The following is a 23,893-nucleotide window of genomic DNA, read 5'->3' as shown; positions in this document are numbered from 1 at the left end:
CGCTCACTGCAGCGGTGCGAGCAGGTTCACCGCGTTCTTGGGCTTGATCGGGCTGCCAGCCGATTTCAGGTCTTCCGTCGTCATCGGAAAATGGCATTCGGCCGCGTGCAGGGGCTCGGCTGCGGAGCTCGAGCCAGACGGTGCAGTCGTGGCGCAGACATCCTCCGCCTTCCAGCACCGCGTGCGAAACCGGCAGCCAGACGGCGGGTCAAGCGGCGACGGCATTTCACCCTCGAGCACAATGCGATTCCGCGGCGTGGCACCGGTCACGTCGAGGTGCGGCGACGCCGACATGAGTGCGGCGGTGTACGGGTGTCTCGGTCGGTCAAAGACCTGCTCGGTCGTGCCCGTCTCCACGATTCGGCCGAGATACATGACGGCGACCCGGTCGGCGACGTGCCGCACCACCGAGAGGTCGTGGGAAATAAAGATGTACGCAACGCCGAGGCGCTTCTGCAGGTCGTTGAGCAGGTTGAGCACCTGCGCCTGAACCGAGAGATCGAGCGCGGACACGGGCTCGTCGAGCACGATGACATCCGGATTGAGGGCCAGAGCGCGGGCGATGCCGATGCGTTGGCGCTGGCCGCCGGAGAATTCCTGGGGGGACTTGCCGGCGTCGCTCGCGCGGAGTCCCACGATCTCCATGAGTTCGTTCAGGCGGGCGGCGCGGGCCTTCTTGGTCGGGTACAGATCGGTGTGGGTGGCCCACGGTTCCGAGATGATCTCCCCGGCGGTCATGCGTGCGTTGAGGGACGCGAACGGGTCCTGGAAGACCATCTGCACCCGGCGGCGCCAGGCCAGCAGCTGCTTGCCCTTGAGGCCAAAGGGGTCTGTTCCCTCGAACCGGATGGTGCCCTCATCGGGCTGCTCGAGCATCAGCAGGGTGCGGGCGAGGGTCGACTTTCCGCAACCCGATTCTCCGACGAGTCCGAGTGTTTCACCACGGCCCACGTGCAGGTCGATTCTGTCGAGCGCGCACAGCACGTTGTTGCCGCGCCCCGGAACGTGAAAGTTTTTGGTCAAGCCGCGCACGTCGAGCAGTGGCACGGTCGGCGCGACAGCGGAAGGTGTTGAAATGGCGTCAGACATGGTCCAGCTCCTTGCTCGCGGTTGTCAGTGCGAAGTGGCAGGCTACGGTGCGACCGGCACCCTCGGCTTCAAGAGCCGGGCGGATGGCGCGGCACACATCTTGCACGACTGGGCAGCGGGATTGGTAGACGCATCCTTCGGGGATACGGTGCAGCTCGGGCGGCGACCCGGCAATGGAATTAAGGTCGGCACCGCGACCAACATCGGCCGGCACAGAATCGAGCAGTCCGCGCGTGTATGGGTGTTTCGGCGAACCAAAGACCTCCCGAACGGGGCCGGTCTCCACGACATTGCCCGCGTACATGACGGCCACGGTGTCGGCCTCTTCGGCAACCAGGGCCAGGTCGTGGGTGATCAGCACGACGGCCAGGTGGCTCTCGGTGCGAAGGTCGCGCAACAGCTTCATGATCTGCGCCTGCACGGTTACGTCGAGTGCGGTCGTGGGCTCGTCAGCGATCAGGAGCCGGGGGTTCAGGGCGACGGCCATAGCGATCAGGATGCGTTGGCGCATGCCGCCAGAGAACTGGTGCGGAAACGAATCCACCCGCGACTCGGGTTCGGGAATACCGACGTGGCGCATGAGTTCGATCGCCTTGACCTTGGCTGCCTTCGCCGAAAGTTTCTGGTGGATGCGGAATGCCTCGCTGAGCTGCGTACCAACGGTATAGACCGGGTTGAGGGCGGTCAGGGCATCCTGAAAGACGATGCCGAGTTCCGGGCCGGCGTATTTCAGCCGCTGCTTCGGGCTGAGCGCCGCAAGGTCGGTGCCATTCAGTACGACCGTGCCGCCGGTGACGTCGGCGACCGGGTCGAGCAGTCCGGCGACGGCCTTGGCCGTCATCGATTTGCCGCAGCCGGACTCGCCCAGCAGGGCGAGGGTGCGCCCGGCGCGCGCTTCGAAACTCACGTTGTTGACGGCCCGCAGCACGCCCTTGGGGGTGCGGATATCTACGTCGAGGCCGGTAACCCTGAGCACGACCTCATTTTCGGTGAGGTCCTCGCGCGCCGTGGACACGCTCTGGGTGTGGGTGCTCATCACTGAATCTCCTTTGCGGGAATACGCATAATCATCCGCTTGCGGGGCAGCGTGAGCCGCCAGCGCTGGGCCGGGTCGGTCGCGATGCGCAGCCAGGCGGCGAGCACGTTGGCCGCGACCGTCGTCACCACGATGGCCAGTCCGGGGAAGAACGATAGCCACCAGGCCGTCTGCAGGTATTGACGGCCCTGTGCGACCATGAGGCCCCAACTGACGTCCGGCGGCTGGATTCCGATGCCGAGAAAGCTCAGCGAGCTTTCGGCGAGCATCACGTAGCAGAATTCCAGCGTGGCCAAGGTGAGCAGCGTGGGCAGGACCACCGGAATCACGTGGCGACGGATAATCGCGTTCGGCTTGGTGCCGAAGGTTCGGGCGGCGTCGACGAAGGTGCGGCTCTGCAGCTCGGCCGATTCGGCCCTGGCGGTGCGCAGGTAGATCGGGATGCGGGTCACCGCGAGGATCAGCACGATGTTGGCGGCGCTCGGCGAGAACACGTAAAGGATGACGACGGCGAGCAACAGTGACGGGAAGCTCATGACGACATCGGCGATGCGCATCGAGATGGTCTCGCGGATGCCGCGGTGGTAGCCGGCCCAGACGCCCCACAGCGAGCCGATGACGAGAGAGATACCGACGGCGGGGAGAGCGACCGAGAGCGTGGTTTGAGTGGCAACCACGAGGCGCGCCACCATGCTGCGGCCGAGTGAATCGCTGCCGAGGATGAACGCCCAGCCGTCCGCAAAGCTGAAGGGTGGTCGGTTCGTGGCACTCAGGTCCTGGCGCGTTGCGAGGTCGCCCATCAGGGTCGGCCCGAAGAGGGCGGTCAGCCCAACGACAACGAGGATCAGCGCGGCGACCGAGGCGAAGCGGTCTTTGAGCAGGAGGTGGAAGAGGCGGATCCTCTTGTCGGCGACGTCTGGCCGGGGGAGGGCGATCGCTTCGGTGCCGGGAGGGGCGACGGCGCGGCCGCCCGTGGGCAGCTGCGTGACGTTACGGGGTGGTTTGGACATGAAGTTTCCGTTCCTTCGCCGGGGCAGCAGTGGCCTTGCCCGTTTTGGACGCCTTCCTCGGTTTGCCGGTGGGACGCACTCGAGCATCGAGCCCGGCGTAGCCGAGGTCGATCAGAATATTCAGGATGAAGATCGAGATGGCGGTGAGCAGAACGGCCGCCTGGAGCACCGCGAAGTCGCGCTGCAGGATGGAGTCGATCATGAGCTTGCCGATGCCGGGCCAGCCGAAGATCGACTCGACCACGACCGCTCCGTTGACGAGGCCGACGGCCAGGTCGCCGGCGACGGTCAGTGCGGGGGCCGCTGCGTTGCGCAGGGCATGGCGGGTGACGACCCGAAACTCACTCGCTCCCTTGCTGCGAGCCAGCTTGATGTACGGTTCCGAGAGCGAGGACACCATGGCGCCGCGCACGATCTGCACCAGCACCCCGAATGGGCGCAGCAGCAACGTGAGAATGGGCAGCACCCAGGCGTCGAGCCCGCCGACGCCCGAGGTGGGCAGCCAGCCGAGAGTGATCGCAAAGACCCAGATACCCATGATGGCGAGCCAGAAATCGGGAACACTCGCGGCGGCCATCGAGATGAAGCTTGAGATACGGTCGGCAATTCCGTTGGGCTTGAGGGCGGCCCAACTGCCGACGATGACGGCCAGCACGACGGCGAGGAGCATCGTCGTGCCAGCCAGCTGCAGGGTGGCCGGGAAGGCCCGCAGCGCCATGGCGGCTGCGGACTCTCCCGTGCGAAGCGACTCACCGAAATCCAGCCGGAGCACCCCACCGAAATATTCGGCCATCTGCACCCAGATCGGGTTGTCAAGCCCGTTCTTCTCCGTGAAGTCCGCCCGCATCTGCTCGGTGGCGTTTAGCGGTAGGTACAGGCTCGCCGGGTTTCCGGTCAGCCGGGCCAGGGCGAAGACGCCCAGGATCACGACGAGCAAGGGGAGTGCGCTAGAGAGGATTCTGCGCCTGAGGAATGTCAGCATGAGTGACTTCTACCTATTTCTGCCGGTCAGCGGATGCGTCAGCTCGCGGGCGTGATCTCCGCGATGCGGAGTTCGTCACCGGAGGAGGAGTTCGGCGTGTAGTCGACATTAGCCGCTTTGCCGATGATTCCGGTCTGGTGCGAGATGAAGGCGAATTGCACGATTTCATCGTTCTGGTACTCGAAGATGTCCTCGTATGCGGCCTGTCGTTCCGCACCCGTCTTGGTCGACGCTGCTTCGAGTAGGGCATCGAATTCGGCTGTGCCATACACGCTCTGCGCACCGGTCGTCGTCATGTACTGGTCGGCGCTGAACTGGGCGTCTCCGGCTTGGTTGCCGTGCTGGATCAGCAGGGCAATGGCACCCTCGTTCTCGACGAACGGACGCAACTGGTACTGCAGGTGCTGCGTGGTGTCGACCATCTTGAGTTCGACGGTGAGGCCGGCCTGCGTGAGCTGCTCCTGCAGCACCTGGGCCATCTCCGACACCTTCGGGAATTGGGCGTTGCGGGCGACGATGGTGATCGTCTCGTCAACGGGTACGCCGTCGGCCTTGGCCTCGGCGACGAGCGCCGCGGCCTTCTCCACGTCGAAGTCCCACGCCTCGAGGTCGGCGTTGTGGCCGACGATGCCCTCGGGAACGAGCTGTGCGGCAGCGATGTGCGCGCCCTGGTAGAGCGAGTCGATGATGCCCGACTTGTCGATGGCGTAGTTGACAGCCTCACGAACACGGACGTCGTTGAGCGGGGCAATCTCGGCCGTCATGCGCAGGGCGACGGTCTCGTTGTTCGGGTAGTCGAGACCGAGGTCGCCGGCGCCGTCGTCCGGGCCGAGGCCCATGGCGAGGTCGGCCTCGCCGCTCGTGATCATGGCCGCGCGAACGGTTCCCTCTGAACGCCACTGGTACTCGGCGCTCGCGTAGGCGGGGGCGTCACCCCAATAGGTGTCGTTGCGCTCGAGGGTGAGCTTGGTGCCGGCATCCCATGAGGCGATGGCGTACGGGCCGGTACCGATCGGTTCGCGAACCTTGGCCGTGGCATCCGTTGAAGTGGGGACGATCTCGATGAACGACAGTCGCAGCGGGAGGATGGGGTCGGGTGAGACGGTGGTGACGGTGAGGGTCGTGTCGTCGACCGCGTTGACGACGAGGTCGTCGTCGCCGAAGACGTATCCCTCGACGTTGCAGGCCAGGTCGGAGTTGACGGCCCGGTCGATGGTGAAGGCTGCGGCTTCGGCGTTGAAGGGGGTGCCGTCGGAGAAGGTCACGTCGTCGCGCAGGGTGAAGGTCCACTCGGTATCGCTGGTCTGTTCCCAGGAGGTTGCCAGAAGCGGGTCGAGGTCGCCGGTGGTGGGGTTGCGTTCCACGAGGGGTTCGGTCACGTTAGAGCGCATGACGACTCCGGTCGAGGTGAGGTTGGACTCGCAGGCCTCCAGGGTCGGCGGCTCCTGGGTGAGGACGATGCGAATGGTATCGGCAGCCCCGCCTTCGTCCGTGGATTCGGAGTTGGCGACGGAGCAGGAGCTGAGCAGCAGGACGGCACTCGCGGCGACCGCGGCGCCCGTGACGACAGCACGGGGTGTCCTCGAGTTACGGGTAAAAGAAAACAACATTGGTTCCTCCGGTTGATATGGCACAGAGCTTGCCGCAACCTCATGGTGCGGTACCGGCCCACGCGCTTGTGCTGAGCGCTCGTCTACAGATGAAGATGAGGTCTGTGCTGGTAGACAGGACTTAGCTTGTGCGGCGTCGCGTGGATCGTCAAGACACGAATTCGTTGCGGCGAACGTCCGGGACCGGCGGATGGCGGTCTTGCGCCATCATGTTGCCCGGGCAAGGTCCGGAAGTTCCGCGGAATTCCGCGGAACTGACCGCCCTGCGCCAGTTTCATGCAGGGCGGGTATCGATCTATACGAATTACGTGTTGGACGGGTATCGGTCGCGCAACCTAGCCTGCAGAATGTGACCATAAACGCAGAGCATCAAGCCGCGAATACTCCGGCACCGACCGACCTCGCCGACCTTCGCGGCGGAGTGCTGCAGGTGGGGCCGCTCATGCCCATGGTGCAGAACGCAATTGTGGCCGATCACAACGCGGTGCGGGTGCCGGACGGCTCGGATCGGCAAGCATTTCTCTCCGACCACGGCTCCAAATTCACCATTGCCGTGACCTCGGGAAAAATCGGTGTCGACAGTGCGCTCATGGCGGGGCTTCCGAACCTGCGGGCGGTCGTGAACTTCGGTGTCGGCTATGACACAACGGATGTCGCCCAGGCCCAGGCCCGCGGCATCCTGATCAGCAATACCCCCGACGTCCTCAACGACTGTGTCGCCGACACCGCCCTGGCGCTGCTCCTGGACGTCTTTCGACGCACTAGCGAGGCCGATCGGTTCGTGCGCCGCGGCGCGTGGAAGGCAGGGAATTTTCCGCTCGCCAGCAAACTATCCGGCAAGCGGGTAGGCATCGTTGGCCTTGGCCGCATTGGTACGGCTATCGCCCAGCGGCTCGAAGGTTTCAACTGTGTCATTTCCTACCACAACCGAAAGCCTGTGGTCGGGGTTGACTACAGGTACGTGGGCTCGCTCACCGAGCTCGCCGCGGGCTCGGACGCCCTGATCGTCGCGGCGGCCGGCGGTGCCGACTCGGTCAAGCTCATCTCAGCCGAAGTTCTCGCGGCGCTGGGACCGCAGGGTTACCTCGTGAACATTGCGCGCGGCACAGTCATCGATGAAACCGCACTCGTTGCCGCGCTGGTTAGCGGCGCGCTTGGTGGGGCCGGCCTCGATGTCTTCGCGGACGAGCCCAATGTTCCTGAGTCGCTCCTTGAGCTCGACAACGTCGTACTTCTGCCGCACCTCGCCAGTGGGACCGTCGAGACCCGACAGGCGATGGCCGAGCTGACCCTCGCCAACCTGGATCAATTCCTCACCGATGGAACGCTGTGCACGCCCGTCGCTCGATAGACCGTACGTCACGGCAGCGTGCACCTGCGCCAGTGCGGATCTGACCGGCGACGACCAACTCGGTGCACACCATCGCCGCCGGCGGTAGCGTAGCGATCATGAGTTCTTCGCTCGGAGCCTTGCAGATCGCCGACTGGCGTCGTCGCGTGATCGGACTGTATGCGGGAGTGCGCCAGTTGAGCGCGAGTAGTCCGCAGAGCGGGCACGAGCTGTGGCGTTCCGGGCGGGACGAACTGTTCGCCGGGCATCCGTCGTCGCCGTTGCTGCCCGACGACCGCTCGGCGTTCACCGGGCTGCCGATCGCCGCCTACGACCCCGACTGGCGGTTTGAGGCCGCGGTACACCGGGCCGAGCAGCCCTATCGCCTGAACGTGGAAACCGGGACCGACGGCACGGTACTCTTCGACCTCGTGGGAACTGTGCGGCTGCCGTACCTCGGGTCGCTCGACGTGTGGCGGCTCGCCAGCTACGGCGGCGGACTGTTCCTGCCGCTGAAAGACGCCCTGGCCGGCAAGAACGACGGCACCTATGGCGGGGGACGCTACCTGCTCGACACCATCAAGGGCGCGGACCTCGGCCCGGGCCTGGGCGACGACAGCCTCATCCTCGACTTCAACTTCGCCTACAACCCCTCCTGCGCGTACGACCCGATGTGGGCCTGCCCGCTGCCGCAGAGCGGCAACATCATCAACGTCGAGGTGCCCGTCGGCGAGCTCTACCACGGCGACCACTCCTAGCGGCCAGCGAGTGCGATTTGACAGCATCCGCTAGACTGGGGGTACTTGCGAGTGCGTAGTTGCGCTTGCTGCGTCGTAGAACGCCCTCTTCTTTATCCGGCGGTCCACCAGGGCTGACCTGATTTTTCGAATGAAACATTCTTACGGCGAACGGATGTGCCCCTCGGCACCTTCGCCATGTGAATCCTCCTGGTTTGCTCATCGCTGCGCGGTAAGTCGAACGGGCGAGGAGACTGATGCCCCGAAAGGCACCACTTTGTCTACAACTTTCAATACGCTCGGCGTGCCGGCTCCCCTGGTCAAGGTTCTCTCCGGTCAGGGAATCGACACCGCGTTCCCCATCCAGGTCGACACCCTTCCGGACACCCTGAACGGCCGCGACGTGCTCGGCCGCGGCAAGACCGGCTCGGGCAAGACCCTGGCCTTCTCTATACCGATGGTGTCCCGCCTCGGCGGCGACCTCGCCGGCGGCAAGCGTCGCCCTGGCCGCCCGCTCGGCCTGATCCTCGCGCCGACCCGCGAGCTCGCCACGCAGATCACCAACGCCATCACCCCGCTCGCCGAGGCCTACGGCCTCAACACCACCACCATCTTCGGCGGTGTCTCGCAGGGCCGTCAGGTCGCCGCGCTCAAGGCCGGCGTCGACATCGTCGTGGCCTGCCCCGGCCGCCTCGAGGACCTCATGAAGCAGGGCTTCGTGAACCTCGACACGATCGAGATCACCGTGCTCGACGAGGCCGACCACATGGCCGACCTGGGCTTTCTGCCCGTCGTCACCCGCATCCTCGACAAGACGCCAGGCAACGGCCAGCGCATGCTGTTCTCCGCCACGCTCGACAACGGCGTTGACAAGATCGTCAAGCGCTTTCTGCACGACCCGGTGATGCACTCGGTCGACGAGGCCAACAGCTTTGTCTCGGCCATGACCCACCACGTGTTCGAGGTCTCCGGCGTCGACGCGAAGAAGGAACTCGTACAGAAGCTCGCGAGCGGCTCCGGCCGTCGCATCCTCTTCATGCGCACCAAGCACCAGGCCAAGAAGCTCGCCAAGAGCCTCACCGACGCCGGCATTCCCTCCGTCGACCTGCATGGAAACCTCTCCCAGGTGGCCCGTGACCGCAACCTCGCCGCCTTCAGCGCCGGCACCGTCAAGGTTCTCGTCGCTACGGATGTCGCCGCCCGCGGCGTGCACGTCGACGACATCGAACTCGTCATTCACGTCGACCCGCCGGCCGAGCACAAGGCGTATCTGCACCGCTCTGGCCGCACCGCCCGGGCCGGCAGCGCCGGTGACGTCGTCACCGTCGTACTGCCAGAGCAGAAGCGGGACACCGATGCATTGCTGCGCAAGGCCGCCATCAAGGTGACCCCGCAGCGCGTCGATGCGGCCTCGCCCGCCGTGGACGCCCTCGTCGGCGACGTGGCCGCTTACGTCAAGCCGGCACCCCGCGTCGAGGCGCCGCAGCAGCAGCGCCAGTCGCAGGGTGGCCGTTCACAGGGCACCGGTCGCCCGAGCCGTGACGGCGACGGGGGCCGCGGCGGCCGTTCAGAGGGTAGCGCCAGCCGCTCCGGCGGAAGCCGTGACGGCGCTCGCACCGACCGTAATGACGGTGGCCGTGGCGCGAGCCGCGACTCAGCTTCGGCCGGTGGCGCGCGTCGTGAGCGTAGCGGTCGTCCGGCCGGTGCGTCCTCCAGCGCACCGCGCTCCGGTTCGGCCGCCGGCCGTTCCGGCGGCGCCCGTGTCGGCAGCCTCCAGGTCGGCGGGCTCGTTCGCGGACCGAGCTCTGGCGGCGCCGGCCGTTCGGCTCCGCGCCGTTCGCAGGGCTAAGCGCACAGCATCCGCTTTATGATTCGGGCCGGTCTCTCACGAGGCCGGCCCGTTGGTGTGTTCGGGACCACCCGCAAACACGGTTAGTGTCGAATCATGAACACCACAGTTGTCGTTCGACGCGTTGAAGAAGCGGATGCCGAAAGCCTGGGCCGCGTACACGCCGCCTGTTGGCATGAAACCTACGATCACCTGCTCAGCCAGGCCGCCCTGTCCCAGCTACGGCCCCAGCGCCTCGCGGCCCTCTGGCGCCGCTTCACAACTCAGGGCGCGGAGTACCGCCAGAACGTAGTGCTCGTCGATGGCGAGATCGTGGGCTTCGCCGGCAGCGGACCGACGCGCGACGCTGACCAGCCCACCCCGCACGAGTTATTTTTCATGTACCTGCTGGAGGCGAACCACGGCTCGGGTGTCGGCCAGCAGCTGTTCGATTCCGTGGTCGACCCCGGTGTCTCGTCGCTGTGGGTCGCCGCCGACAACCCCCGAGCGCACGCCTTCTACGCCCGCAACGGCTACGTCGCGGACGGCCTCGAGCGCAATGAGGAGGTGCTCGGCGAGAAGCTGCACGAGGTACGACTGGTTCGCTAGGGCCCGCTCACACGTGCAAAGTTGGCCGAACAGTGCCTGATTGCAGCCCAAAAGCCCCTAACGGGGTTTTTGGGCATATTCGAAGCAATAGGGTGAGCGGATGACTCATTCCGCGGCCCCTGAGGCGATCCCCGTCATCCTCGATGTTGATACCGGGGTCGACGACGCCTTGGCCATTCTGTTTGCGCTCGCACACCCGGGTATCAACGTGCTCGGCATCAGCTGCGTGGCCGGCAACGCCTCCCTTGAGCGCGTCGTCGAAAACACCCTGCGTATTCTCGACGTAGCGGATGCCCCGTACATTCCGGTCGCCGCCGGAGCCCGGCGCCCCCTGCTCGAACCGGCCCGATCGGCCGCGCACGTGCACGGCGAAAGCGGCCTCGGCACGCTGCAGCTTCCTTCGACCGACCGCCAGGCGGAGACGATCAATTCGATCGAGCTCATGCACAGGCTGATCCAAGCCAGCCCGCACCCGGTCACCCTGGTGGGGCTGGCGCCGCAAACCAACCTCGCGTTGTTGCTTCGCCAATACCCCGACGTCGTGAATAACATCGAGCGCATCGTTTTCATGGGCGGATCCACCGTGGTCGGCAATGCTACCGCCGTCGCCGAATTCAATGTCTGGCACGACCCGGAAGCTGCGGCCATCGTGCTCGACTCCGGCGTGCCCACCTTCATGTACGGCCTTGACGTGTTCAACCAAGTGGCGGTTCCGGAGCAGGTGGCCAGTGCACTCATGCACAGCGACTCCGACCTCGCCCACATTGTCGGTCAGCTACTCGGCAACAGGATTGCGCTCGGTTCGGGTCGCAACGCCGACTACACCGGCCTGATCGGCGACGCCGGCGCCCTGTGCGCCCTGGTGGACCCTGGCGCATTGGAGACGGCGATGCTGCCGTTGCGCGTGCAGCTCTCCGGCTACGGCCGGGGTCAGACGCTGGTCGACAAGCGCACGCATCCGGGCGAGGACATCGTGCACGGCCTGGTCGGCGAGTGGGAGGTCGCCGAGGTGGCCCTCGACGTCGACGTCGACCGCTACGTGAATCTATTCCTCGACACGCTCGGCCTCGGTTCGGCGCTGTCGCCGAAGCAATAGCCGCGTCAAGCGGATGCTGCGGCCCGCCGGCGCGGCATCCGCTCACCGGGTCAGTACAGTTGCCCCACGGAGGCGAGGGCTGCGCGCAACAGGGTTCCGCGGCCGCCTTCCATCTCGGCCGAGACACCCGGCGATGCGGCCTCGGCCGGCGTCATCCAGGTGATTTCGAGAGCGTCCTGGCGGGGGTCGCAGGTTCCGGAGACGGGAACGACGTAGGCCAGTGAGACCGCGTGCTGGCGGTCATCCGTGTAGGCGGTGATGCCCGGCATCGGAAAGTATTCGGCGACCGTGAACGGTACCGGGCTGGCCGGCAGCTGCGGAAAAGCCATCGGCCCGAGGTCTTTCTCGAGGTGGCGGAACAGCGCGTCGCGCAGGGTTTCGCCATAGAGTACGCGGCCCGAGACCAGGGTGCGCGTCATCTCACCGGTGGGGCGAGCGCGTAACAAAACTCCGACCTCGACGACCTGGCCGAGGCCATCTACCCGCACGGGCACTGCTTCGATGTACAAAATCGGGAGTCGGCGGCGAATCTCGGCGAGTTCGACGTCTTTCAGCCAGCCCGGATTCGTGTTCGGGGCTCCTTCCGGGGGCTTTGGCGTCCAGTCCGGGTCTGGGTCAGGGGTTCGCACGCTCATAGTGCCATTCTGTCCTACACCGGCCCCGGCCGCGCACCTCGGCAGCGATACGGGCACGGCAATGACAATATGGAAGAACGCGGCGCCGCAACCTCGGGAGGACCCCATGACCACCAGCACACCCATCGACAACTCGGCCGTACTCTGGTCGGCGACGGGCGCCGATCAGGCCGACCGCCCGTTGTTGATCATCATGCACGGCTACGGCTCGCACGAAGGGGACCTGTTCTCCCTGGCCCCGCACCTGCCGCTGGAACCGGTGATTGCGGCCCTGCGCGCGCCGCTGCCGGTCACCGACGGCTGGGCCTGGTTTCCGATCAGTGAACCGGGCAGACCCGACCCGGCCACCGTCACTGCCGCGGTCAACGCCGTGCTCGACTGGCTCGACGCCCTGCCGCAGCAGCCGCCGACGATCGGCCTGCTCGGCTTCTCGCAGGGCGGCGCCATGGCGCTCGAGCTGCTCCGCGCTGCGCCCGACCGGTTCAGTTTCGCGGTGAACCTCTCCGGATTCATCGCGACCAGCCCGCATTTCAGCGACGCCGAGCTGGCCGAACAGCCGCTTCCGGTATTTTGGGGGCGTGGTACCGCCGACGGCGTGATCCCGCCTAGCGCGATCGAACGCACCCAGGCCTGGCTGCCGGGCCACAGCACACTCACCGAGCGCATCTACGAGGGACTTCCCCACTCGATCTCGCAGGCCGAACTCGGCGACGTGGTCAACTTTCTGCGCGCCCAGTACATCGAAGTCAGGGCCGAACCGACCGCCTAGTCAACGTCAGCCAAGCGGATGCCGCAGCGTAGCATCCACTGCCCCTTCGGGTGATCTCGGCGTGCCGTCGCGCGGGAGCTGCGCCAGTGCGCGCGAGTAGCGCCTCCCACGCAGCGGCGCAACTCCCGCGCCCTGCGTGAAATGCTTGAGACAATGGCCACCTATTGGCCGTCAGGAAGACCTACGAGCGGTCGCGCTTGGCCTGCTCCTGCGAAGCCTGACGTTCGACGTGCGCCTTCTTGGCCGCGCGCTGGGCGTCGCGGTCTTTCACGGCGATCTGGTCGGCGCGCACGCCAGCCTGGGTAGAACGTTCCAGCACGAGCCAGGCCGGCGGCTGCTGCAACAGGGCGGCGATCTCTGCGGTGGTCAACGGGTCGGTGATCTCGCTGCGGGCCAGTCCGGAGATCGAGACGCCGAGCTTGGCAGCGACAACCTGGCGCGGGTGCGGGCCGTTGGCGCGAAGCAGCGTGAGCCACTCCGGCGGGTTGGCCATGAGCTCGGCGAGCTCGGTACGGCTGACAAATTCGGTCTGAAACTCGGCCGGTGCCGCGTCAAGCAGAATCCCGAGTTTCTGTGCCGCCGTGGCGGGCTTCATGGTCTGGGGCTTCTTCTCGGAACTCATTGTTCAAGCGTATAGCCTGAGAGGGCCCTCGTTTGGGCAAATCGCACGCTCAACTCCCCGAGAAAGGATACCGGTGAGCTTTTCCCTCGCCTTCGTCGCCGGTGTGACCCCCACCAAGTGGACCCGCATCTGGAATGACCGCCGAGCCGACGTCCCCCTCACCGTGTTTCGCACCGAGACCGCGGAGCAGATCGCGGTGCTGCACGACGGCCGGGCCGAGCTGAGCCTTGTGCGCCTGCCGATCGACGACACCAACCTGAGCGTCATCAACCTGTACCACGAGATTCCGGTCGTCGTGGCGTCGAAGGACCACGAAATCGAGCAAGCCGAGACCGTGCTACTGGCCGACCTGGCCGGCGAACACCTCTTGCAGAATCCCGACGACGTGCCGGAGTGGCGTGACCTCGCCGATGAGGTGCGTGCCGGTACCCGACGAGCCCTGCCGCAGATGCGAGACCTCGACGAAACCATGGAGCAGGTCGCTGCCGGCGTCGGCATCATCATCGTGCCGCACTCGATCGCCCGGCTGTATGGCCGTAAAGACGTCATTTCCCGCCCGGTAACCGGGGTCGCCGACACCCAGATCGCCCTGGCCTGGATCACCCGCGAGACGACAGACGAGATCGAGGAATTCATCGGCATCGTTCGCGGACGCTCCAAGAAGAGTTCGCGAACGGATGCCGGTGCCGCCGCTGCGGCCGACGCCGCCGCCCTTGTCGCAGACGGAGGCCAGCCCGCGGTACGCAGTGATGGCCGCCCGGAAAAGCCGCCGCGTAAACCCAAGAAGACCGATAAGGCCAAGGCCGCGGCCAAGGCCATTCGGGTCGCGGCAGCCAAGGCCAAACCCGCCGTGCGTAAAAGAACCGAGACCTCACCCGGCCGCACCCGCCCGACCAAGAACCCCAACAAGGGCAAGGGCCGCGGGCACTGAGAAACTACGGGTTCTTCAGCACCGACAGAATGTTGCCGGCGGGGTCGGTGAACCAGGCGATGTCGGGCCCTTGCCCGCCGCCGCCGGCGATGCCCTTGTCGTTCTGCTCAAAGCCGTCGTAGCGCAGAAACTCCACGCCGCGCTCGGTGAGTTCGTCGACGGTCGCATCGAGGTCGATGACCGCGAAATTAAGAATTGTGTAGGTCGCGGGTACGAAGTCCGGCTTCGGGTAGGCGATGACCATCCCGCCCCCCGGCAGGGCGATGCTCAATAGGCCCATCTCCTCGACCGTAACCTCGAGGCCAAGGGTTTCGGCATAGAAAGTGCGCGCGGCATCGAGGTCGGAAACCGCGAATCCGCTGAAGCCGGCAACGATTCCCACGTTGTGCTCGGTCTGGGGCATGAGTGACTCCTTCAGGGGGAACTTTTATCGGTCAGCGGGAGCTGATCGAGGCGAACTTGCGAATGCACAGCGGCACGAACACCAGAAGCATTACGGTGATGCCGATGAGTACGGTCAGGATCGGGTTTTGCATGGTCCAGATATCGGGTACCGGCGCGGTGCCAAGGTTGCCGAACAGCTGCCGCACGGCCTGCACGAGCGAAGACACCGGGTTCCACTCGGCAAAGACACGCAACGGGGTCGGCAGGGTCTCGCTCGGCACGAAGGCGTTCGACACGAAGGTCAGCGGGAAGAGGATAAGGAACGACGCATTGTTGATGACCTCTGGGCTTTTCACGCTCATACCGAGCAGCGCCATCACCCAGCTGAACGCGTAGCCGAACAGCAGCAGCAGCCCCACTCCGGCCAAAAATTCGGCCGGCGAGGTGTTGACCCGCCAGCCAACCGCCAGGCCGGTCGCCATCATGATGATCATGGAGATGGTGTTCAGCACGAGGTCGCCATTCGTTCGACCGATCAGCACAGCGGATGCGTTCATCGGCAAGCTCCGAAAGCGGTCGATAATGCCTTCCTTGAGGTCGAGCGCCATGGCAGCACCCGAGAACGTCGCACCAAACACGACGGTCTGGGCGAAGATGCCGGCCATCAGGAACTGCGTGTAGTCACTGCCCTCCACCGCAATGGCGCCGCCGTACACCTGGCTGAAGAGCAGAACGAACATGATCGGCTGGATCACGGCGAAGACGAGCATGTCGGGCGACCGCTTGATCTTGATCAGGTTGCGTTTGGTTACCGTCCAGCCGTCGGAGTACCACAGCGAGAACGGGTTCCAGGTGGGTAGCGGGGGCAAGGTCCCCACGCGAGATTCGCCCCGCGCGAGGACCGGCTCATCTCTGCCCTGCTGGGGCGATGTCTGCTCTGGCGTGGTTGGCTCTGGCGTGGTTGACTCTGGCGTGGTTGGCTCTGGCGGTGCGGCCGAGTGTCGGGGGCTCATGTCACCTTCTCCAAATCGGTCGCGTCGGCATCCGCCGCGCGCGCCTGCGCGCGCTTGGCCTGCGCCCGTTTCGAGAGCTTGGGCCCGCTGGCATCGTCGTCATCGGTCGCATCCAGATCGGCTTTGTGCCCGGTGAGCTTGAGGAACACATCATCGAGGGTGGGCCGGCGCATGCCAGCATCGTGCAGGCTGATCTGGGCGGCGCGCAGGTCGGCGAGCATGTTCTGCAACGCGGTCGGGCCGTCCGTGACGGCGACCTCGGCCCCGCGACCGTCGGTCGAGACCGAGGGTTGCCCCGATCCGTGTCGGGCGAGAATGTCGCGAGCGGCAGCGCCGTCGGCGGCATCGACCAGCGCCACGACCACGCGGTGCCCGCCGATCTGCGCCTTGAGCTGGTCCGAGGTCCCCCCGGCGATGACCCGGCCGTCGTCGATGACGACGATGTCGTCGGCGAGCTGGTCGGCCTCTTCCAGGTATTGCGTGGTGAGCAGCACGGTCGTGCCGTCGGCGACGAGGCGCTTGATGACGTCCCACAGGGCGATCCGACTGCGGGGGTCGAGCCCGGTCGTCGGCTCGTCGAGAAAAAGCACCTTGGGGTTGATCACGAGCGCTCCGGCGAGGTCAATGCGCCGCCGCATACCGCCGGAAAACCCCTTGACCGGCCGATTGCCGGCAGCGGTGAGCTCGAACAGGTCGATGAGCTCCTTCGCCCGTTGGCGGGCGGCCGCGCCGCCCAGATGGTACAAGCGACCGACCATCTCCAGGTTCTCGAATCCGGTGAGGTTCTCGTCGACGGCGGCGTACTGGCCGGACACTCCGATGATGCGGCGCACCGATTTGGGGTGGCGTACGACGTCGATTCCGTCGATGACAGCGGTGCCGGCATCCGGTCGAATCAGTGTCGTCAGCATCTTCACGACGGTGGTTTTTCCCGCGCCGTTGGGGCCGAGCAGTGCTTTGACCGTGCCGCGTGGAACCTGTAGGTCGAGCCCGGCGAGCGCGTGCACCGGCCCGCTTTTGGATTGGTAGGTCTTGGTCAGGCCCTGGGCCTCAATGATCACGGGGATTCCTTGCGGTATCGGGTGGGGCAATCAGGTTCGATCCCATGCTAGTAACGCCCCCCCAACTTCAACAACCGCAGATTCCAACTCGGACGGGGCCCGGGCCCCGTCCCCGGGCCCAGCTTAGAAACTGGGCCCGCGGTCATAAGGTGGGCCCGGACATCCGCTTCGCTACAGCCGGGCGAGCCGCTCGATGTCTTCGAGGAACTCGGCCGCGACCTCATCGGACACGGTACGGCGGGTTTCGGAAATCGCCAGGGCATAGTCGTCGGTGCTCGGGCCGTTGATGACGGGCCCGTCGCCGGAACGGTAGAGCGCCTTCTCGAGCGCGTGCTGCGAGGCCCGATGGGCCGCGTACTCCACGTCGGCCGGCGAGAACCCGTCGCTCTTCTCGACGAGAACGGCCAAGTCGACCTCGTCAGACACCGCTTCTGGAATGTACCGTTCCCAGATGGCCTGGCGGGCGGCGATATCCGGCAGGCCGATCGGCACGACATAGTCGAAGCGGCCGTGCCGGAGAAAGGCGGAGTCGAGCGCGCGAATGAAGTTGGTCGCGCAGACCAGCAGGCGTCCGGGCTGTTCGCGGAAGGCCGGAATGATCTTGAGCAGCTCGTTGGTGACGCCCTGCATGGCCGACGGCGGTTCGCCCGAGCGCTGGGCGGCGATCTCCTCGACCTCGTCGATGAACACGACCGCGTGTTCGAGCTCGGAAATCTTCAGAAAGGTCTCGCGGAGCGCACCCGCCAGCCCCTGAGGGTCGGCCGCGAGGCGCGACGGGAAGACCTCGATGAACGACCATTCCAGGCGGGAAGCGATCGCCTTCGCGAACGTGGTCTTTCCGGTGCCGGGAGGGCCGAAAAGCACGACGGCCTTGGGCGGCGAAACCCCGTATTGCTCGGCGAGTTCGGGTTTGGCCAGGGGCATGACCAACCGGCGTTCGAGCAGTTCCTTCTCGCGTGCCATACCGCCGACCTTCTGCCAGAGGTCGCGCGGCAGCACGCGGCCGCCAAGTTCGCCGAGCAGCTTAAGCTCCTCGCGCTGCACCGGAATGTGCCGTTCGAAGTACCGCAGGTTCTTCTTGACCTCGAATCCGCGATTGAGAAAAGCATCGACCTTGGTCTCGGATTCGGGCATGAGCGCTGAGAGTTTGGTCATGCCGTGCGGGGCCATGCGGGCCTCGAGAGCGGCGAGCATGGCCGTGCCGATTCCTTGGCTCTGCCACTTTTCGGCGGTGGCGAGAAAAACGATCCAGCCCTGGGCATGGGCGGCCCGGCCAACGGCGGCTCCGACGACCTCATCGCCGTGCACCGCCACGACGGCATGATCCTTCTGGCAGGAGGCAAGCACCTCGGACAGGCCGTAGACCGGTTCGGTGTCTGACGCTTTGATCTCCTCCCACAACCGCAGAATGCCGTCCAGGTCGTCAGAGTGAAAATCGCGCAGTCGCCAGCCAGTCATCGTGAACCTCGCATCAGTGGATCTCCCGTCATTGGGGGTGCTGCCAATCTATTGCACCCGCTCAGGCGCGAAAGGCGGCGGCGAGGATGCGCAGCAGCTTGCGGACTGATGGTTGCGCGGCGAAGTCGGTCAGCAGGCGGGCGGTCAGCGTGCCGCTTCGGGCCGATAAGAACCACGGCGGCTTGGGCAGCAGAGCCCACTCACCATGCAGCACCGAGCGCGGAAACGGCCGAAACGGTCCCCGCACGACCGTGCGCTCAACGTCGTCGAGGAGCAGGGCGTTGTGCACCACGCCGATGCCGCTCTGCACGTTCTCGAGGGTATGCCCGGGAAAAGCGCCCCACGGTGCCGCCGCCGACAGAAAGCCCACACCGGTCCAGGCATTGATCGCGATCGTTCCGTAGCGTAGGCGCGTGACGGCCTGCTCGAATCCCGGCCCGAGCCGCCGGATGGTGGCCGGCAGCCCGAGAATGTTGGCACCGAGAGTACCCAGGCACTCGCCGTTGACGGTCTCCACCGCCAAGTCGAGAAAGTCCTGACCGGAGCCGGGAAGTTCGACGACGCCGAGCACCGGCGCGAAGTATTCCGTGGTGAGCATATCTTCGGTTGAAGCGGATGCCGCAGACGCCGCAACGAGCAGTCGCCCACCGGGAATCGGCTGCGCGGCCGGATAGGCGGCACGGGCCGCGCGCATCCGCTTGTCGCTGCCGGGGTACCAAGCCGGTCGCGCCGGCGTGTCCCCGAGAGCGGCGGCGACCGCGTCGAGGAATGCGGCCTTTTGCGGCCAGGCGGAGCTGAGCACAAGAACCTGGCCGGCGATGCAGTTGTAACCGCCGTTGTGCAGCCGCATGGTGGCGACGTGTTCGGCCTGGTATCGGAGGTCCTGGGCGCTCCACCGGCCGGGCAGTACGATGATCGGCGAGACTCCGCCGAGCTCACTGCTGATCGGTTTACCGAGGCGGGGAGAATCAGAGCCGCCGAACACGATCATGTCGTGCGTGGCCGCACTGCCGGTGATGTGCACGTGGCTGATGCCAGGGTGGTGGGCGAGGTAGGCGCCCACCTCGGCGCCGCCGGTGACGATGCGCAGCAGTCCCGCGTCGATGAGTGGGGCGAGCGCCGCCCGATACACCGGCAGCAGGCCGTCGAAGGTGGGGTTGAGCTTGAGAATCGAGACGCGATTGTGCGCGATCAGCTCGTAGAGCACGTCGAGCGGTGCGATCGAGGAGATATTGCCGGCGCCGAGCACGAGGCCGACGCCGTTGGATGCTGTCGGCGTGAGTTGGCCCAGACCGGCCTGGGCACGAGCCTGCGTCGCCGAGACGCCGGGTCGGAGCCACGCCCGGGCAGTGAACCCGTGTAGAAGCAGCCCGTCCCAAGCACTGTGCGGCAGTACGGGAACCGTGACGCGACCGCCCGGCGCGCGCCCGAACCGCTGGCGGGCGAGCGGGCTGCGTCCTCGGTCGAGCGACCGAACGGTGCGGCCCAGCGCTGAGAGCGCGGTGAGTACCCCGTAGGGCCCGGTCAGCCATTCCTCACCGATCAGCGACGATGCGGGGTCGAGCCCCTTGGCACTGGCCGCCGCAGCCACCCAGCCTGCCGACGCCGCGGCAACGGATGCTGCGGTGCGGGCGAGAAGGTCGGCTCGCGCACCGAGGGTAGTCGCCGCCCATCGTTCGCTTCCCAGGGCAAGCTCGGCGATGGCGAGGTCAAGTCCGACCCGGCCGACCCCAGCCCGGCCGGGGTCGGCGCCATCAGACTCTGTGCGATTTACCGTCGTGGCCATTAATCTCCCGTGATCGCCGCCCAGCCTAGTGCGAGGACTAGGGCACGGCGACCGGGCAGTGCAACTGGGTGCGCTCACCCGAGCGGTCAATGTCGTGCTGATCCATTGGCTGAGCACAAACCGGGCAGGAGCGCACCGGCGCGGGCGCTGGCGGCAGCAGATCTGACCCGCTCAGGCCGACCGGCGGGGGTCCCAGAATGGGAAACAGTCGACCATTGAGCCAGGCCGTTAGTCCGCCAGGTCCCTTGCTGCGCGGGTGGGATTCCCTACCGTGTGTCATAACTGTTAGTGTACTAACTAAATGCACGACGGACAAGCGGATGAAACGGAACACCCCCATGACATCGTCAACACTCGAGAACCCCCTCGCACTCGACAACCAGGTCTGCTTCGCCCTGTCCATCGCCTCGCGCAATGTCATCGCCCTGTATCGGCCCATTCTGGAGCCGCTCGGGCTCACCCACCCCCAGTACCTGGTCATGCTCTCCCTCTGGGACGAGAGTCCACGCACGCTCAAAGGCCTCGGCCAGACCCTCTGCCTCGAGTCGGCCACCCTCTCTCCCCTGCTCAAACGACTTGAAGCCACCGGCTATGTGCGTCGGCGACGCCGCGAGGCCGACGAACGCACGCTCGACATCACCCTGACCGCTCAAGGCGCAGCCCTGCGCGCGGTTGCCGAAACCATCCCGTCGCGTGTCGTCGAAGCGCTCCACCTGCCCCTCGACGATCTGGTCACCCTGCGCGATGCTCTGCATCAGGTAATCGCCGCAACCTCCTGATGAGCGAGCGTGGTCCACGCCGGCGGGCGGCATCTGCTTGACTCGGGTCAGGAGTCAGCCGGCCTGGCGCTCGTCGTAATCGTCGCGGGCGGCGAGAATCTGCGCGGCGTTACCCTCGGCCCAAGTGCGCACGGCGTCGAGCGGCGCCAACAGGGTCAACCCCAGTGGGGTCAGCTCGTACTCAACCCGCGGTGGAATCTCGGCGAACACGGTGCGGCGCACCAATCCGTCACGCTCGAGGGTGCGCAGGGTCTGGGTGAGAACCTTGGGCGTCACGCCCTGAATGGTGCTGCGCACCCGCGAGAACCGCAACGGGCCACCCTTGAGCGCCTGGAACACCAACGGCGCCCACTTGTCACCGATCCGCTGCAGTACCACCCGCGACGGGCAGTCCACCTTGAGAACATCAAAGTCGGTATCCATGAGGTGAGTATATGACGTTGAGGTACTCGGTATCTGATTGATACTGTCAAAGTGTTCACACTCCCCAAGCCACAGAAACGGATGCCCATGAAAATCGCAATCTACGGGGCCACCGGCATGGTCGGCAGCCAGATCACCGCGGAAGCCCTGCACCGCGGACACTCTGTTACCGCCATCTCGCGCAGCGGAACCGCCGTCAACGGCGCCACGGCCCTGGCAGCCGACTTGTGCGACACGGCCGGCTACACCGCGATCGCCGGCGAGCACGACATCGTTGTGCTGTCGGTCGCCCCGGACCGCACGGGCGAGCCGCACGATTCCTTCGTTGCCATGCACCGAGCCATCATCGCTGCGCCGTCAACCTCGCGACTCCTGGTGGTGGGTGGTGCCGGAGCTCTCAGCGTCGACGGCGTGCAACTCAAGGACACGCCGGGATTCCCCGCGGAGTATCACGCTGAAGCCTCCACATTCAGCACCGTGCTCGACCTCTATCGGGCGTCGACCGACCTTGACTGGACCATGCTGGCCCCGGCGCCGGAGATCGCACCCGGCGACCGCACCGGCCACTACGTTCTCGGCCTCGACTCCCCCGCCGGCAGCGAGATCTCGACCCAAGACTTCGCCGTGGCGGCCCTTGACGAGCTGGAAACCCCGGCCCACGAACGCCGTCGCTTCACCGTCGCGCACTAAGCGAGTGCGTCGCGCGGGGCCGGCATCCGCTCGAAGCGAATGCTGCCCCGCGCGACGCCTCAGGCGATCGCGTCGGCGACGCTCAGCAGTTCGGCGTGGAAAGCCGACGCGACGTGCGCGTTGGTGATGCGTCCGTTGTGCACGTTCAGTCCCTTGGCCAGGGCGGCGTCTTCGGCGATGGCCTTCTTCCAGCCCTTCTGGGCCAGGGCGACGACGTAGGGCAGGGTGGCGTTGGTCAGCGCCCGGGTCGATGTGGCCGGCACGGCGCCCGGCATGTTGGCGACGCAGTAGTAAACACTGTCGTGCACGGCGAAGGTGGGGTTGTCGTGGGTGGTGGCGTGCGAGCCCTCGAAGCAGCCGCCCTGGTCGATCGCGATGTCGACCAGCACGGAGCCCGGCTTCATCGACGCGACCATGGCGTCGGTGACGAGCTTCGGGGCCTGCGCGCCCGGAATGAGCACGGAGCCGATCACGAGGTCGGCCTCCCGCACCTGCTCGGCGATCTCGTACTGGGTCGACGCGCGCGTCTGGATCTCGCCATTGAAGCGGGCTTCGAGCTGGCGGAGGCGGGCCAGCGACAGGTCGATGATGGTCACGTCGGCGCCCATGCCCAGGGCGTTGGCCGCGGCGTGCTCACCGGCGACACCGCCGCCGATCACGACGACCTTGGCCTTGGGGGTTCCGGGAACGCCGCCGAGCAGAATTCCGCTGCCGCCATTGGCGCTCAGCAGGTGGTATGCGCCGACCTGCACCGAGAGGCGGCCGGCGACCTCGCTCATCGGCGAGAGCAGCGGCAGACTGCGATCCATCAGCTGCACGGTCTCGTAGGCGATCGCCGTTGTTCCCGACGTGATCAGCGCGTCGGTGCACTCAGCGGAGGCCGCGAGGTGCAGGTAGGTGAACAGCACCTGTCCCTGACGCATTAGCGGGTATTCGCTGGCAATGGGCTCCTTGACCTTCAGGAGTAGTTCGGCCGCGGCCCAGACTTCGGCGGCGGTGTCGACAATGGATGCCCCGGCGAGGCGAAAAGCATCATCGGTGATGCTCGAGCCCAGCCCGGCGCCCTTCTCGATGATGACGTCATGGCCGCGCCGGGTGAGCTCGTTGACGCCGGCCGGGGTGATCGCAACGCGGTTCTCGTTGTTCTTGATCTCAGTGGGAATGCCGACCAACATAAGTGCTCCGTCTCGGGGTTACTGCCGAACGACTCGGCTTTGATAGAGGTAAGACTGCTATTGATTCGTTTCCGCTAGGTAAAATCAGTAGAATCTGCCAGACTTCAAGAATATTCCACGAAATATGCGGCCAATTGGAGATATGCGATGGCAGAAACGAAGAGAATTCGGGTCATCGAGACCCTCGACGAGGTCGACCGTGTTCTGGTCGCAGCGCTGCAGGCCGATTCCCGCACCACCAACAGCCGCCTGGCCAGCGCTGCCGGCATCGCCGAATCCACCTGCGTCTCCCGAGTGCGTTCGCTGGTCAGCCGCGGAATTGTCACGGGCTTCACTGCAATGGTCGACCCGAAATCGATCGGCCTGGGCCTGCAGGCGCTGATCAGCGTGAGCATTCGGGCCGGCGCCCGCACCCACATTCCGGCGTTTCGCGATTCGATCCGGGTGATGCCCCGCGTCGTGCAGTTGTTCTTTCTCGGCGGGTCAGAAGACTTCATCATTCATCTGTCAGCCCGGGACACCGACGATGTGCGCGATTTCGTGCTGGAGAACCTCTCAGCCAACCCCGCCGTGGCGTCCACCAGAACGAGCATGGTGTTCGAGCACTTCTACAACGGGGTCGCGCCGGAGTAGCGCCGGGCTATTCGCGCCAGTAGCCGACCTTGCCGAGCAGCTGCACCTCGCGATTTGCGGTCTCGGGTACCGCCACTTCGGGCGGAAAAACACTGAAGCCGCGCCACATTTCGATGTCGGGCGCGATCTGTTCCCAGAGGTTCTCGACCAGCACGTCGGGCAGCGAGTAGTCGAGACCGATGTGCTTGGCGATGCTCCAGGCCTGGA

Annotated in this window: 26 protein-coding genes; 10 read left to right on the top strand and 16 right to left on the bottom strand. The window is 65.9% G+C overall.

Going from position 1 to position 23,893, the window contains the following annotated elements; genetic code table 11:
• Positions 1–3: 3 nt before the first annotated feature.
• The 5 genes from CJ028_RS10895 to CJ028_RS10875 are packed head-to-tail and all read right to left on the bottom strand — an operon-like array spanning position 4 to position 5,727.
• Entirely contained in the window at positions 4–1,089 is a 1,086-nt protein-coding gene (locus tag CJ028_RS10895) for an ABC transporter ATP-binding protein (RefSeq protein ID WP_105035277.1), read from the bottom strand.
• Positions 1,082–2,125 (bottom strand): ABC transporter ATP-binding protein, encoded by a 1,044-nt coding sequence (locus CJ028_RS10890; protein ID WP_105035276.1) that lies wholly within the window; start codon positions 2,123–2,125, stop codon positions 1,082–1,084. The genes CJ028_RS10895 and CJ028_RS10890 overlap by 8 nt, the downstream gene beginning before the upstream one ends.
• Entirely contained in the window at positions 2,125–3,135 is a 1,011-nt protein-coding gene (locus CJ028_RS10885) for an ABC transporter permease (RefSeq protein WP_105035275.1), read from the bottom strand. The genes CJ028_RS10890 and CJ028_RS10885 overlap by 1 nt, the downstream gene beginning before the upstream one ends.
• Positions 3,116–4,117: an ABC transporter permease gene (locus CJ028_RS10880; RefSeq protein ID WP_105035274.1), complete on the bottom strand. Its 1,002-nt coding sequence runs from the start codon at positions 4,115–4,117 to the stop codon at positions 3,116–3,118. The genes CJ028_RS10885 and CJ028_RS10880 overlap by 20 nt, the downstream gene beginning before the upstream one ends.
• 38 nt (positions 4,118–4,155) lie before the next feature.
• Positions 4,156–5,727: an ABC transporter substrate-binding protein gene (locus CJ028_RS10875; protein ID WP_105035273.1), complete on the bottom strand. Its 1,572-nt coding sequence runs from the start codon at positions 5,725–5,727 to the stop codon at positions 4,156–4,158.
• A 349-nt stretch (positions 5,728–6,076) separates the two neighbouring features.
• Between CJ028_RS10875 and CJ028_RS10870 the strand changes: the two genes are divergently transcribed.
• The 5 genes from CJ028_RS10870 to CJ028_RS10850 all read left to right on the top strand — a co-directional run bounded on the left by CJ028_RS10870 (position 6,077) and on the right by CJ028_RS10850 (position 11,327).
• On the top strand, positions 6,077–7,078 hold the full coding sequence (locus CJ028_RS10870) for a 2-hydroxyacid dehydrogenase (RefSeq protein ID WP_240607199.1): 1,002 nt from the start codon (positions 6,077–6,079) through the stop codon (positions 7,076–7,078).
• A 98-nt stretch (positions 7,079–7,176) separates the two neighbouring features.
• Entirely contained in the window at positions 7,177–7,815 is a 639-nt protein-coding gene (locus tag CJ028_RS10865) for a DUF1684 domain-containing protein (RefSeq protein WP_105035317.1), read from the top strand.
• A 256-nt stretch (positions 7,816–8,071) separates the two neighbouring features.
• Positions 8,072–9,643 (top strand): DEAD/DEAH box helicase, encoded by a 1,572-nt coding sequence (locus CJ028_RS10860; RefSeq protein WP_240607198.1) that lies wholly within the window; start codon positions 8,072–8,074, stop codon positions 9,641–9,643.
• A 96-nt stretch (positions 9,644–9,739) separates the two neighbouring features.
• Positions 9,740–10,231 (top strand): GNAT family N-acetyltransferase, encoded by a 492-nt coding sequence (locus tag CJ028_RS10855; RefSeq protein WP_105035271.1) that lies wholly within the window; start codon positions 9,740–9,742, stop codon positions 10,229–10,231.
• Between the two features lie 100 nt (positions 10,232–10,331).
• Positions 10,332–11,327: a nucleoside hydrolase gene (locus CJ028_RS10850; protein ID WP_105035270.1), complete on the top strand. Its 996-nt coding sequence runs from the start codon at positions 10,332–10,334 to the stop codon at positions 11,325–11,327.
• A gap of 50 nt (positions 11,328–11,377) precedes the next feature.
• Here CJ028_RS10850 and CJ028_RS10845 read toward each other — a convergent pair whose 3' ends face one another.
• The gene (locus tag CJ028_RS10845) at positions 11,378–11,962 is read right to left on the bottom strand and encodes an NUDIX hydrolase family protein (protein ID WP_105035269.1); all 585 of its coding nucleotides are present in this window, start codon (positions 11,960–11,962) and stop codon (positions 11,378–11,380) included.
• A gap of 106 nt (positions 11,963–12,068) precedes the next feature.
• Here CJ028_RS10845 and CJ028_RS10840 point away from each other — a divergent pair, with 106 nt between their 5' ends.
• Positions 12,069–12,731, top strand: coding sequence for an alpha/beta hydrolase (locus CJ028_RS10840; RefSeq protein WP_105035268.1), 663 nt, complete (start codon positions 12,069–12,071; stop codon positions 12,729–12,731).
• A gap of 181 nt (positions 12,732–12,912) precedes the next feature.
• On the opposite strand, the gene CJ028_RS10835 is transcribed toward CJ028_RS10840, so the two are convergent.
• Complete coding sequence (locus tag CJ028_RS10835) at positions 12,913–13,353, bottom strand: DUF5997 family protein (RefSeq protein ID WP_105035316.1); 441 nt, start codon at positions 13,351–13,353, stop codon at positions 12,913–12,915.
• Between the two features lie 73 nt (positions 13,354–13,426).
• Between CJ028_RS10835 and CJ028_RS10830 the strand changes: the two genes are divergently transcribed.
• Positions 13,427–14,284, top strand: coding sequence for a LysR family substrate-binding domain-containing protein (locus CJ028_RS10830; RefSeq protein WP_161498960.1), 858 nt, complete (start codon positions 13,427–13,429; stop codon positions 14,282–14,284).
• 4 nt (positions 14,285–14,288) lie between these two features.
• Here CJ028_RS10830 and CJ028_RS10825 read toward each other — a convergent pair whose 3' ends face one another.
• The 6 genes from CJ028_RS10825 to CJ028_RS10800 all read right to left on the bottom strand — a co-directional run bounded on the left by CJ028_RS10825 (position 14,289) and on the right by CJ028_RS10800 (position 20,266).
• The gene (locus CJ028_RS10825; RefSeq protein WP_105035266.1) at positions 14,289–14,687 is read right to left on the bottom strand and encodes a VOC family protein; all 399 of its coding nucleotides are present in this window, start codon (positions 14,685–14,687) and stop codon (positions 14,289–14,291) included.
• A 31-nt stretch (positions 14,688–14,718) separates the two neighbouring features.
• Positions 14,719–15,546: an ABC transporter permease gene (locus CJ028_RS10820; protein WP_439099038.1), complete on the bottom strand. Its 828-nt coding sequence runs from the start codon at positions 15,544–15,546 to the stop codon at positions 14,719–14,721.
• A gap of 131 nt (positions 15,547–15,677) precedes the next feature.
• Complete coding sequence (locus CJ028_RS10815; protein ID WP_105035315.1) at positions 15,678–16,748, bottom strand: ATP-binding cassette domain-containing protein; 1,071 nt, start codon at positions 16,746–16,748, stop codon at positions 15,678–15,680.
• 165 nt (positions 16,749–16,913) lie between these two features.
• Positions 16,914–18,200 (bottom strand): ATP-binding protein, encoded by a 1,287-nt coding sequence (locus CJ028_RS10810; RefSeq protein ID WP_105035264.1) that lies wholly within the window; start codon positions 18,198–18,200, stop codon positions 16,914–16,916.
• A 61-nt stretch (positions 18,201–18,261) separates the two neighbouring features.
• A complete protein-coding gene (locus tag CJ028_RS10805) occupies positions 18,262–19,986 on the bottom strand; it encodes an aldehyde dehydrogenase family protein (RefSeq protein ID WP_105035263.1) in 1,725 nt (574 codons plus the stop codon).
• 37 nt (positions 19,987–20,023) lie between these two features.
• The gene (locus tag CJ028_RS10800) at positions 20,024–20,266 is read right to left on the bottom strand and encodes a hypothetical protein (RefSeq protein WP_105035314.1); all 243 of its coding nucleotides are present in this window, start codon (positions 20,264–20,266) and stop codon (positions 20,024–20,026) included.
• A gap of 58 nt (positions 20,267–20,324) precedes the next feature.
• Here CJ028_RS10800 and CJ028_RS10795 point away from each other — a divergent pair, with 58 nt between their 5' ends.
• Entirely contained in the window at positions 20,325–20,765 is a 441-nt protein-coding gene (locus tag CJ028_RS10795; RefSeq protein ID WP_105035262.1) for a MarR family winged helix-turn-helix transcriptional regulator, read from the top strand.
• A gap of 54 nt (positions 20,766–20,819) precedes the next feature.
• Here the strand turns inward: CJ028_RS10795 and CJ028_RS10790 are convergent, their stop codons facing one another.
• The gene (locus CJ028_RS10790; RefSeq protein WP_105035261.1) at positions 20,820–21,188 is read right to left on the bottom strand and encodes a winged helix-turn-helix transcriptional regulator; all 369 of its coding nucleotides are present in this window, start codon (positions 21,186–21,188) and stop codon (positions 20,820–20,822) included.
• Between the two features lie 87 nt (positions 21,189–21,275).
• Here CJ028_RS10790 and CJ028_RS10785 point away from each other — a divergent pair, with 87 nt between their 5' ends.
• Positions 21,276–21,878 (top strand): NAD(P)-dependent oxidoreductase, encoded by a 603-nt coding sequence (locus CJ028_RS10785; protein WP_105035260.1) that lies wholly within the window; start codon positions 21,276–21,278, stop codon positions 21,876–21,878.
• Positions 21,879–21,937: 59 nt separating this feature from the next.
• Here the strand turns inward: CJ028_RS10785 and ald are convergent, their stop codons facing one another.
• Positions 21,938–23,053: an alanine dehydrogenase gene (gene ald, locus CJ028_RS10780; protein WP_105035259.1), complete on the bottom strand. Its 1,116-nt coding sequence runs from the start codon at positions 23,051–23,053 to the stop codon at positions 21,938–21,940.
• A 147-nt stretch (positions 23,054–23,200) separates the two neighbouring features.
• Between ald and CJ028_RS10775 the strand changes: the two genes are divergently transcribed.
• Positions 23,201–23,686 carry an Lrp/AsnC family transcriptional regulator gene (locus tag CJ028_RS10775; RefSeq protein WP_105035258.1) on the top strand — a complete coding sequence of 162 codons (486 nt, stop codon included), beginning with the start codon at positions 23,201–23,203 and terminating at the stop codon, positions 23,684–23,686.
• A 7-nt stretch (positions 23,687–23,693) separates the two neighbouring features.
• On the opposite strand, the gene CJ028_RS21390 is transcribed toward CJ028_RS10775, so the two are convergent.
• The gene (locus CJ028_RS21390) at positions 23,694–23,840 is read right to left on the bottom strand and encodes a hypothetical protein (RefSeq protein ID WP_240607197.1); all 147 of its coding nucleotides are present in this window, start codon (positions 23,838–23,840) and stop codon (positions 23,694–23,696) included.
• Positions 23,841–23,893 lie beyond the last annotated feature (53 nt).

It is taken from the genome of Cryobacterium aureum, from assembly GCF_002954245.1.
In the GTDB taxonomy this organism is placed as follows: domain Bacteria; phylum Actinomycetota; class Actinomycetes; order Actinomycetales; family Microbacteriaceae; genus Cryobacterium; species Cryobacterium aureum.
This window is presented reverse-complemented; position numbering and strand designations above follow the sequence as displayed.

What these genes read in the sequence shown, in the direction of transcription:
- CJ028_RS10825 (WP_105035266.1), bottom strand. Translation starts at nt 14,687, where the DNA reads ATGCCCCAGACCGAGCACAACGTGGGAATCGTTGCCGGCTTCAGCGGA.
- CJ028_RS10895 (WP_105035277.1), bottom strand. Translation starts at nt 1,089, where the DNA reads ATGTCTGACGCCATTTCAACACCTTCCGCTGTCGCGCCGACCGTGCCA.
- CJ028_RS10855 (WP_105035271.1), top strand. Translation starts at nt 9,740, where the DNA reads ATGAACACCACAGTTGTCGTTCGACGCGTTGAAGAAGCGGATGCCGAA.
- CJ028_RS10800 (WP_105035314.1), bottom strand. Translation starts at nt 20,266, where the DNA reads ATGACACACGGTAGGGAATCCCACCCGCGCAGCAAGGGACCTGGCGGA.
- CJ028_RS10835 (WP_105035316.1), bottom strand. Translation starts at nt 13,353, where the DNA reads ATGAGTTCCGAGAAGAAGCCCCAGACCATGAAGCCCGCCACGGCGGCA.
- CJ028_RS10840 (WP_105035268.1), top strand. Translation starts at nt 12,069, where the DNA reads ATGACCACCAGCACACCCATCGACAACTCGGCCGTACTCTGGTCGGCG.
- CJ028_RS10785 (WP_105035260.1), top strand. Translation starts at nt 21,276, where the DNA reads ATGAAAATCGCAATCTACGGGGCCACCGGCATGGTCGGCAGCCAGATC.
- CJ028_RS10850 (WP_105035270.1), top strand. Translation starts at nt 10,332, where the DNA reads ATGACTCATTCCGCGGCCCCTGAGGCGATCCCCGTCATCCTCGATGTT.
- CJ028_RS10790 (WP_105035261.1), bottom strand. Translation starts at nt 21,188, where the DNA reads ATGGATACCGACTTTGATGTTCTCAAGGTGGACTGCCCGTCGCGGGTG.
- CJ028_RS10795 (WP_105035262.1), top strand. Translation starts at nt 20,325, where the DNA reads ATGACATCGTCAACACTCGAGAACCCCCTCGCACTCGACAACCAGGTC.
- CJ028_RS10875 (WP_105035273.1), bottom strand. Translation starts at nt 5,727, where the DNA reads ATGTTGTTTTCTTTTACCCGTAACTCGAGGACACCCCGTGCTGTCGTC.
- CJ028_RS10880 (WP_105035274.1), bottom strand. Translation starts at nt 4,117, where the DNA reads ATGCTGACATTCCTCAGGCGCAGAATCCTCTCTAGCGCACTCCCCTTG.
- CJ028_RS10885 (WP_105035275.1), bottom strand. Translation starts at nt 3,135, where the DNA reads ATGTCCAAACCACCCCGTAACGTCACGCAGCTGCCCACGGGCGGCCGC.
- CJ028_RS10805 (WP_105035263.1), bottom strand. Translation starts at nt 19,986, where the DNA reads ATGGCCACGACGGTAAATCGCACAGAGTCTGATGGCGCCGACCCCGGC.
- CJ028_RS10810 (WP_105035264.1), bottom strand. Translation starts at nt 18,200, where the DNA reads ATGACTGGCTGGCGACTGCGCGATTTTCACTCTGACGACCTGGACGGC.
- CJ028_RS10775 (WP_105035258.1), top strand. Translation starts at nt 23,201, where the DNA reads ATGGCAGAAACGAAGAGAATTCGGGTCATCGAGACCCTCGACGAGGTC.
- CJ028_RS10865 (WP_105035317.1), top strand. Translation starts at nt 7,177, where the DNA reads ATGAGTTCTTCGCTCGGAGCCTTGCAGATCGCCGACTGGCGTCGTCGC.
- ald (WP_105035259.1), bottom strand. Translation starts at nt 23,053, where the DNA reads ATGTTGGTCGGCATTCCCACTGAGATCAAGAACAACGAGAACCGCGTT.
- CJ028_RS10845 (WP_105035269.1), bottom strand. Translation starts at nt 11,962, where the DNA reads ATGAGCGTGCGAACCCCTGACCCAGACCCGGACTGGACGCCAAAGCCC.
- CJ028_RS10890 (WP_105035276.1), bottom strand. Translation starts at nt 2,125, where the DNA reads ATGAGCACCCACACCCAGAGCGTGTCCACGGCGCGCGAGGACCTCACC.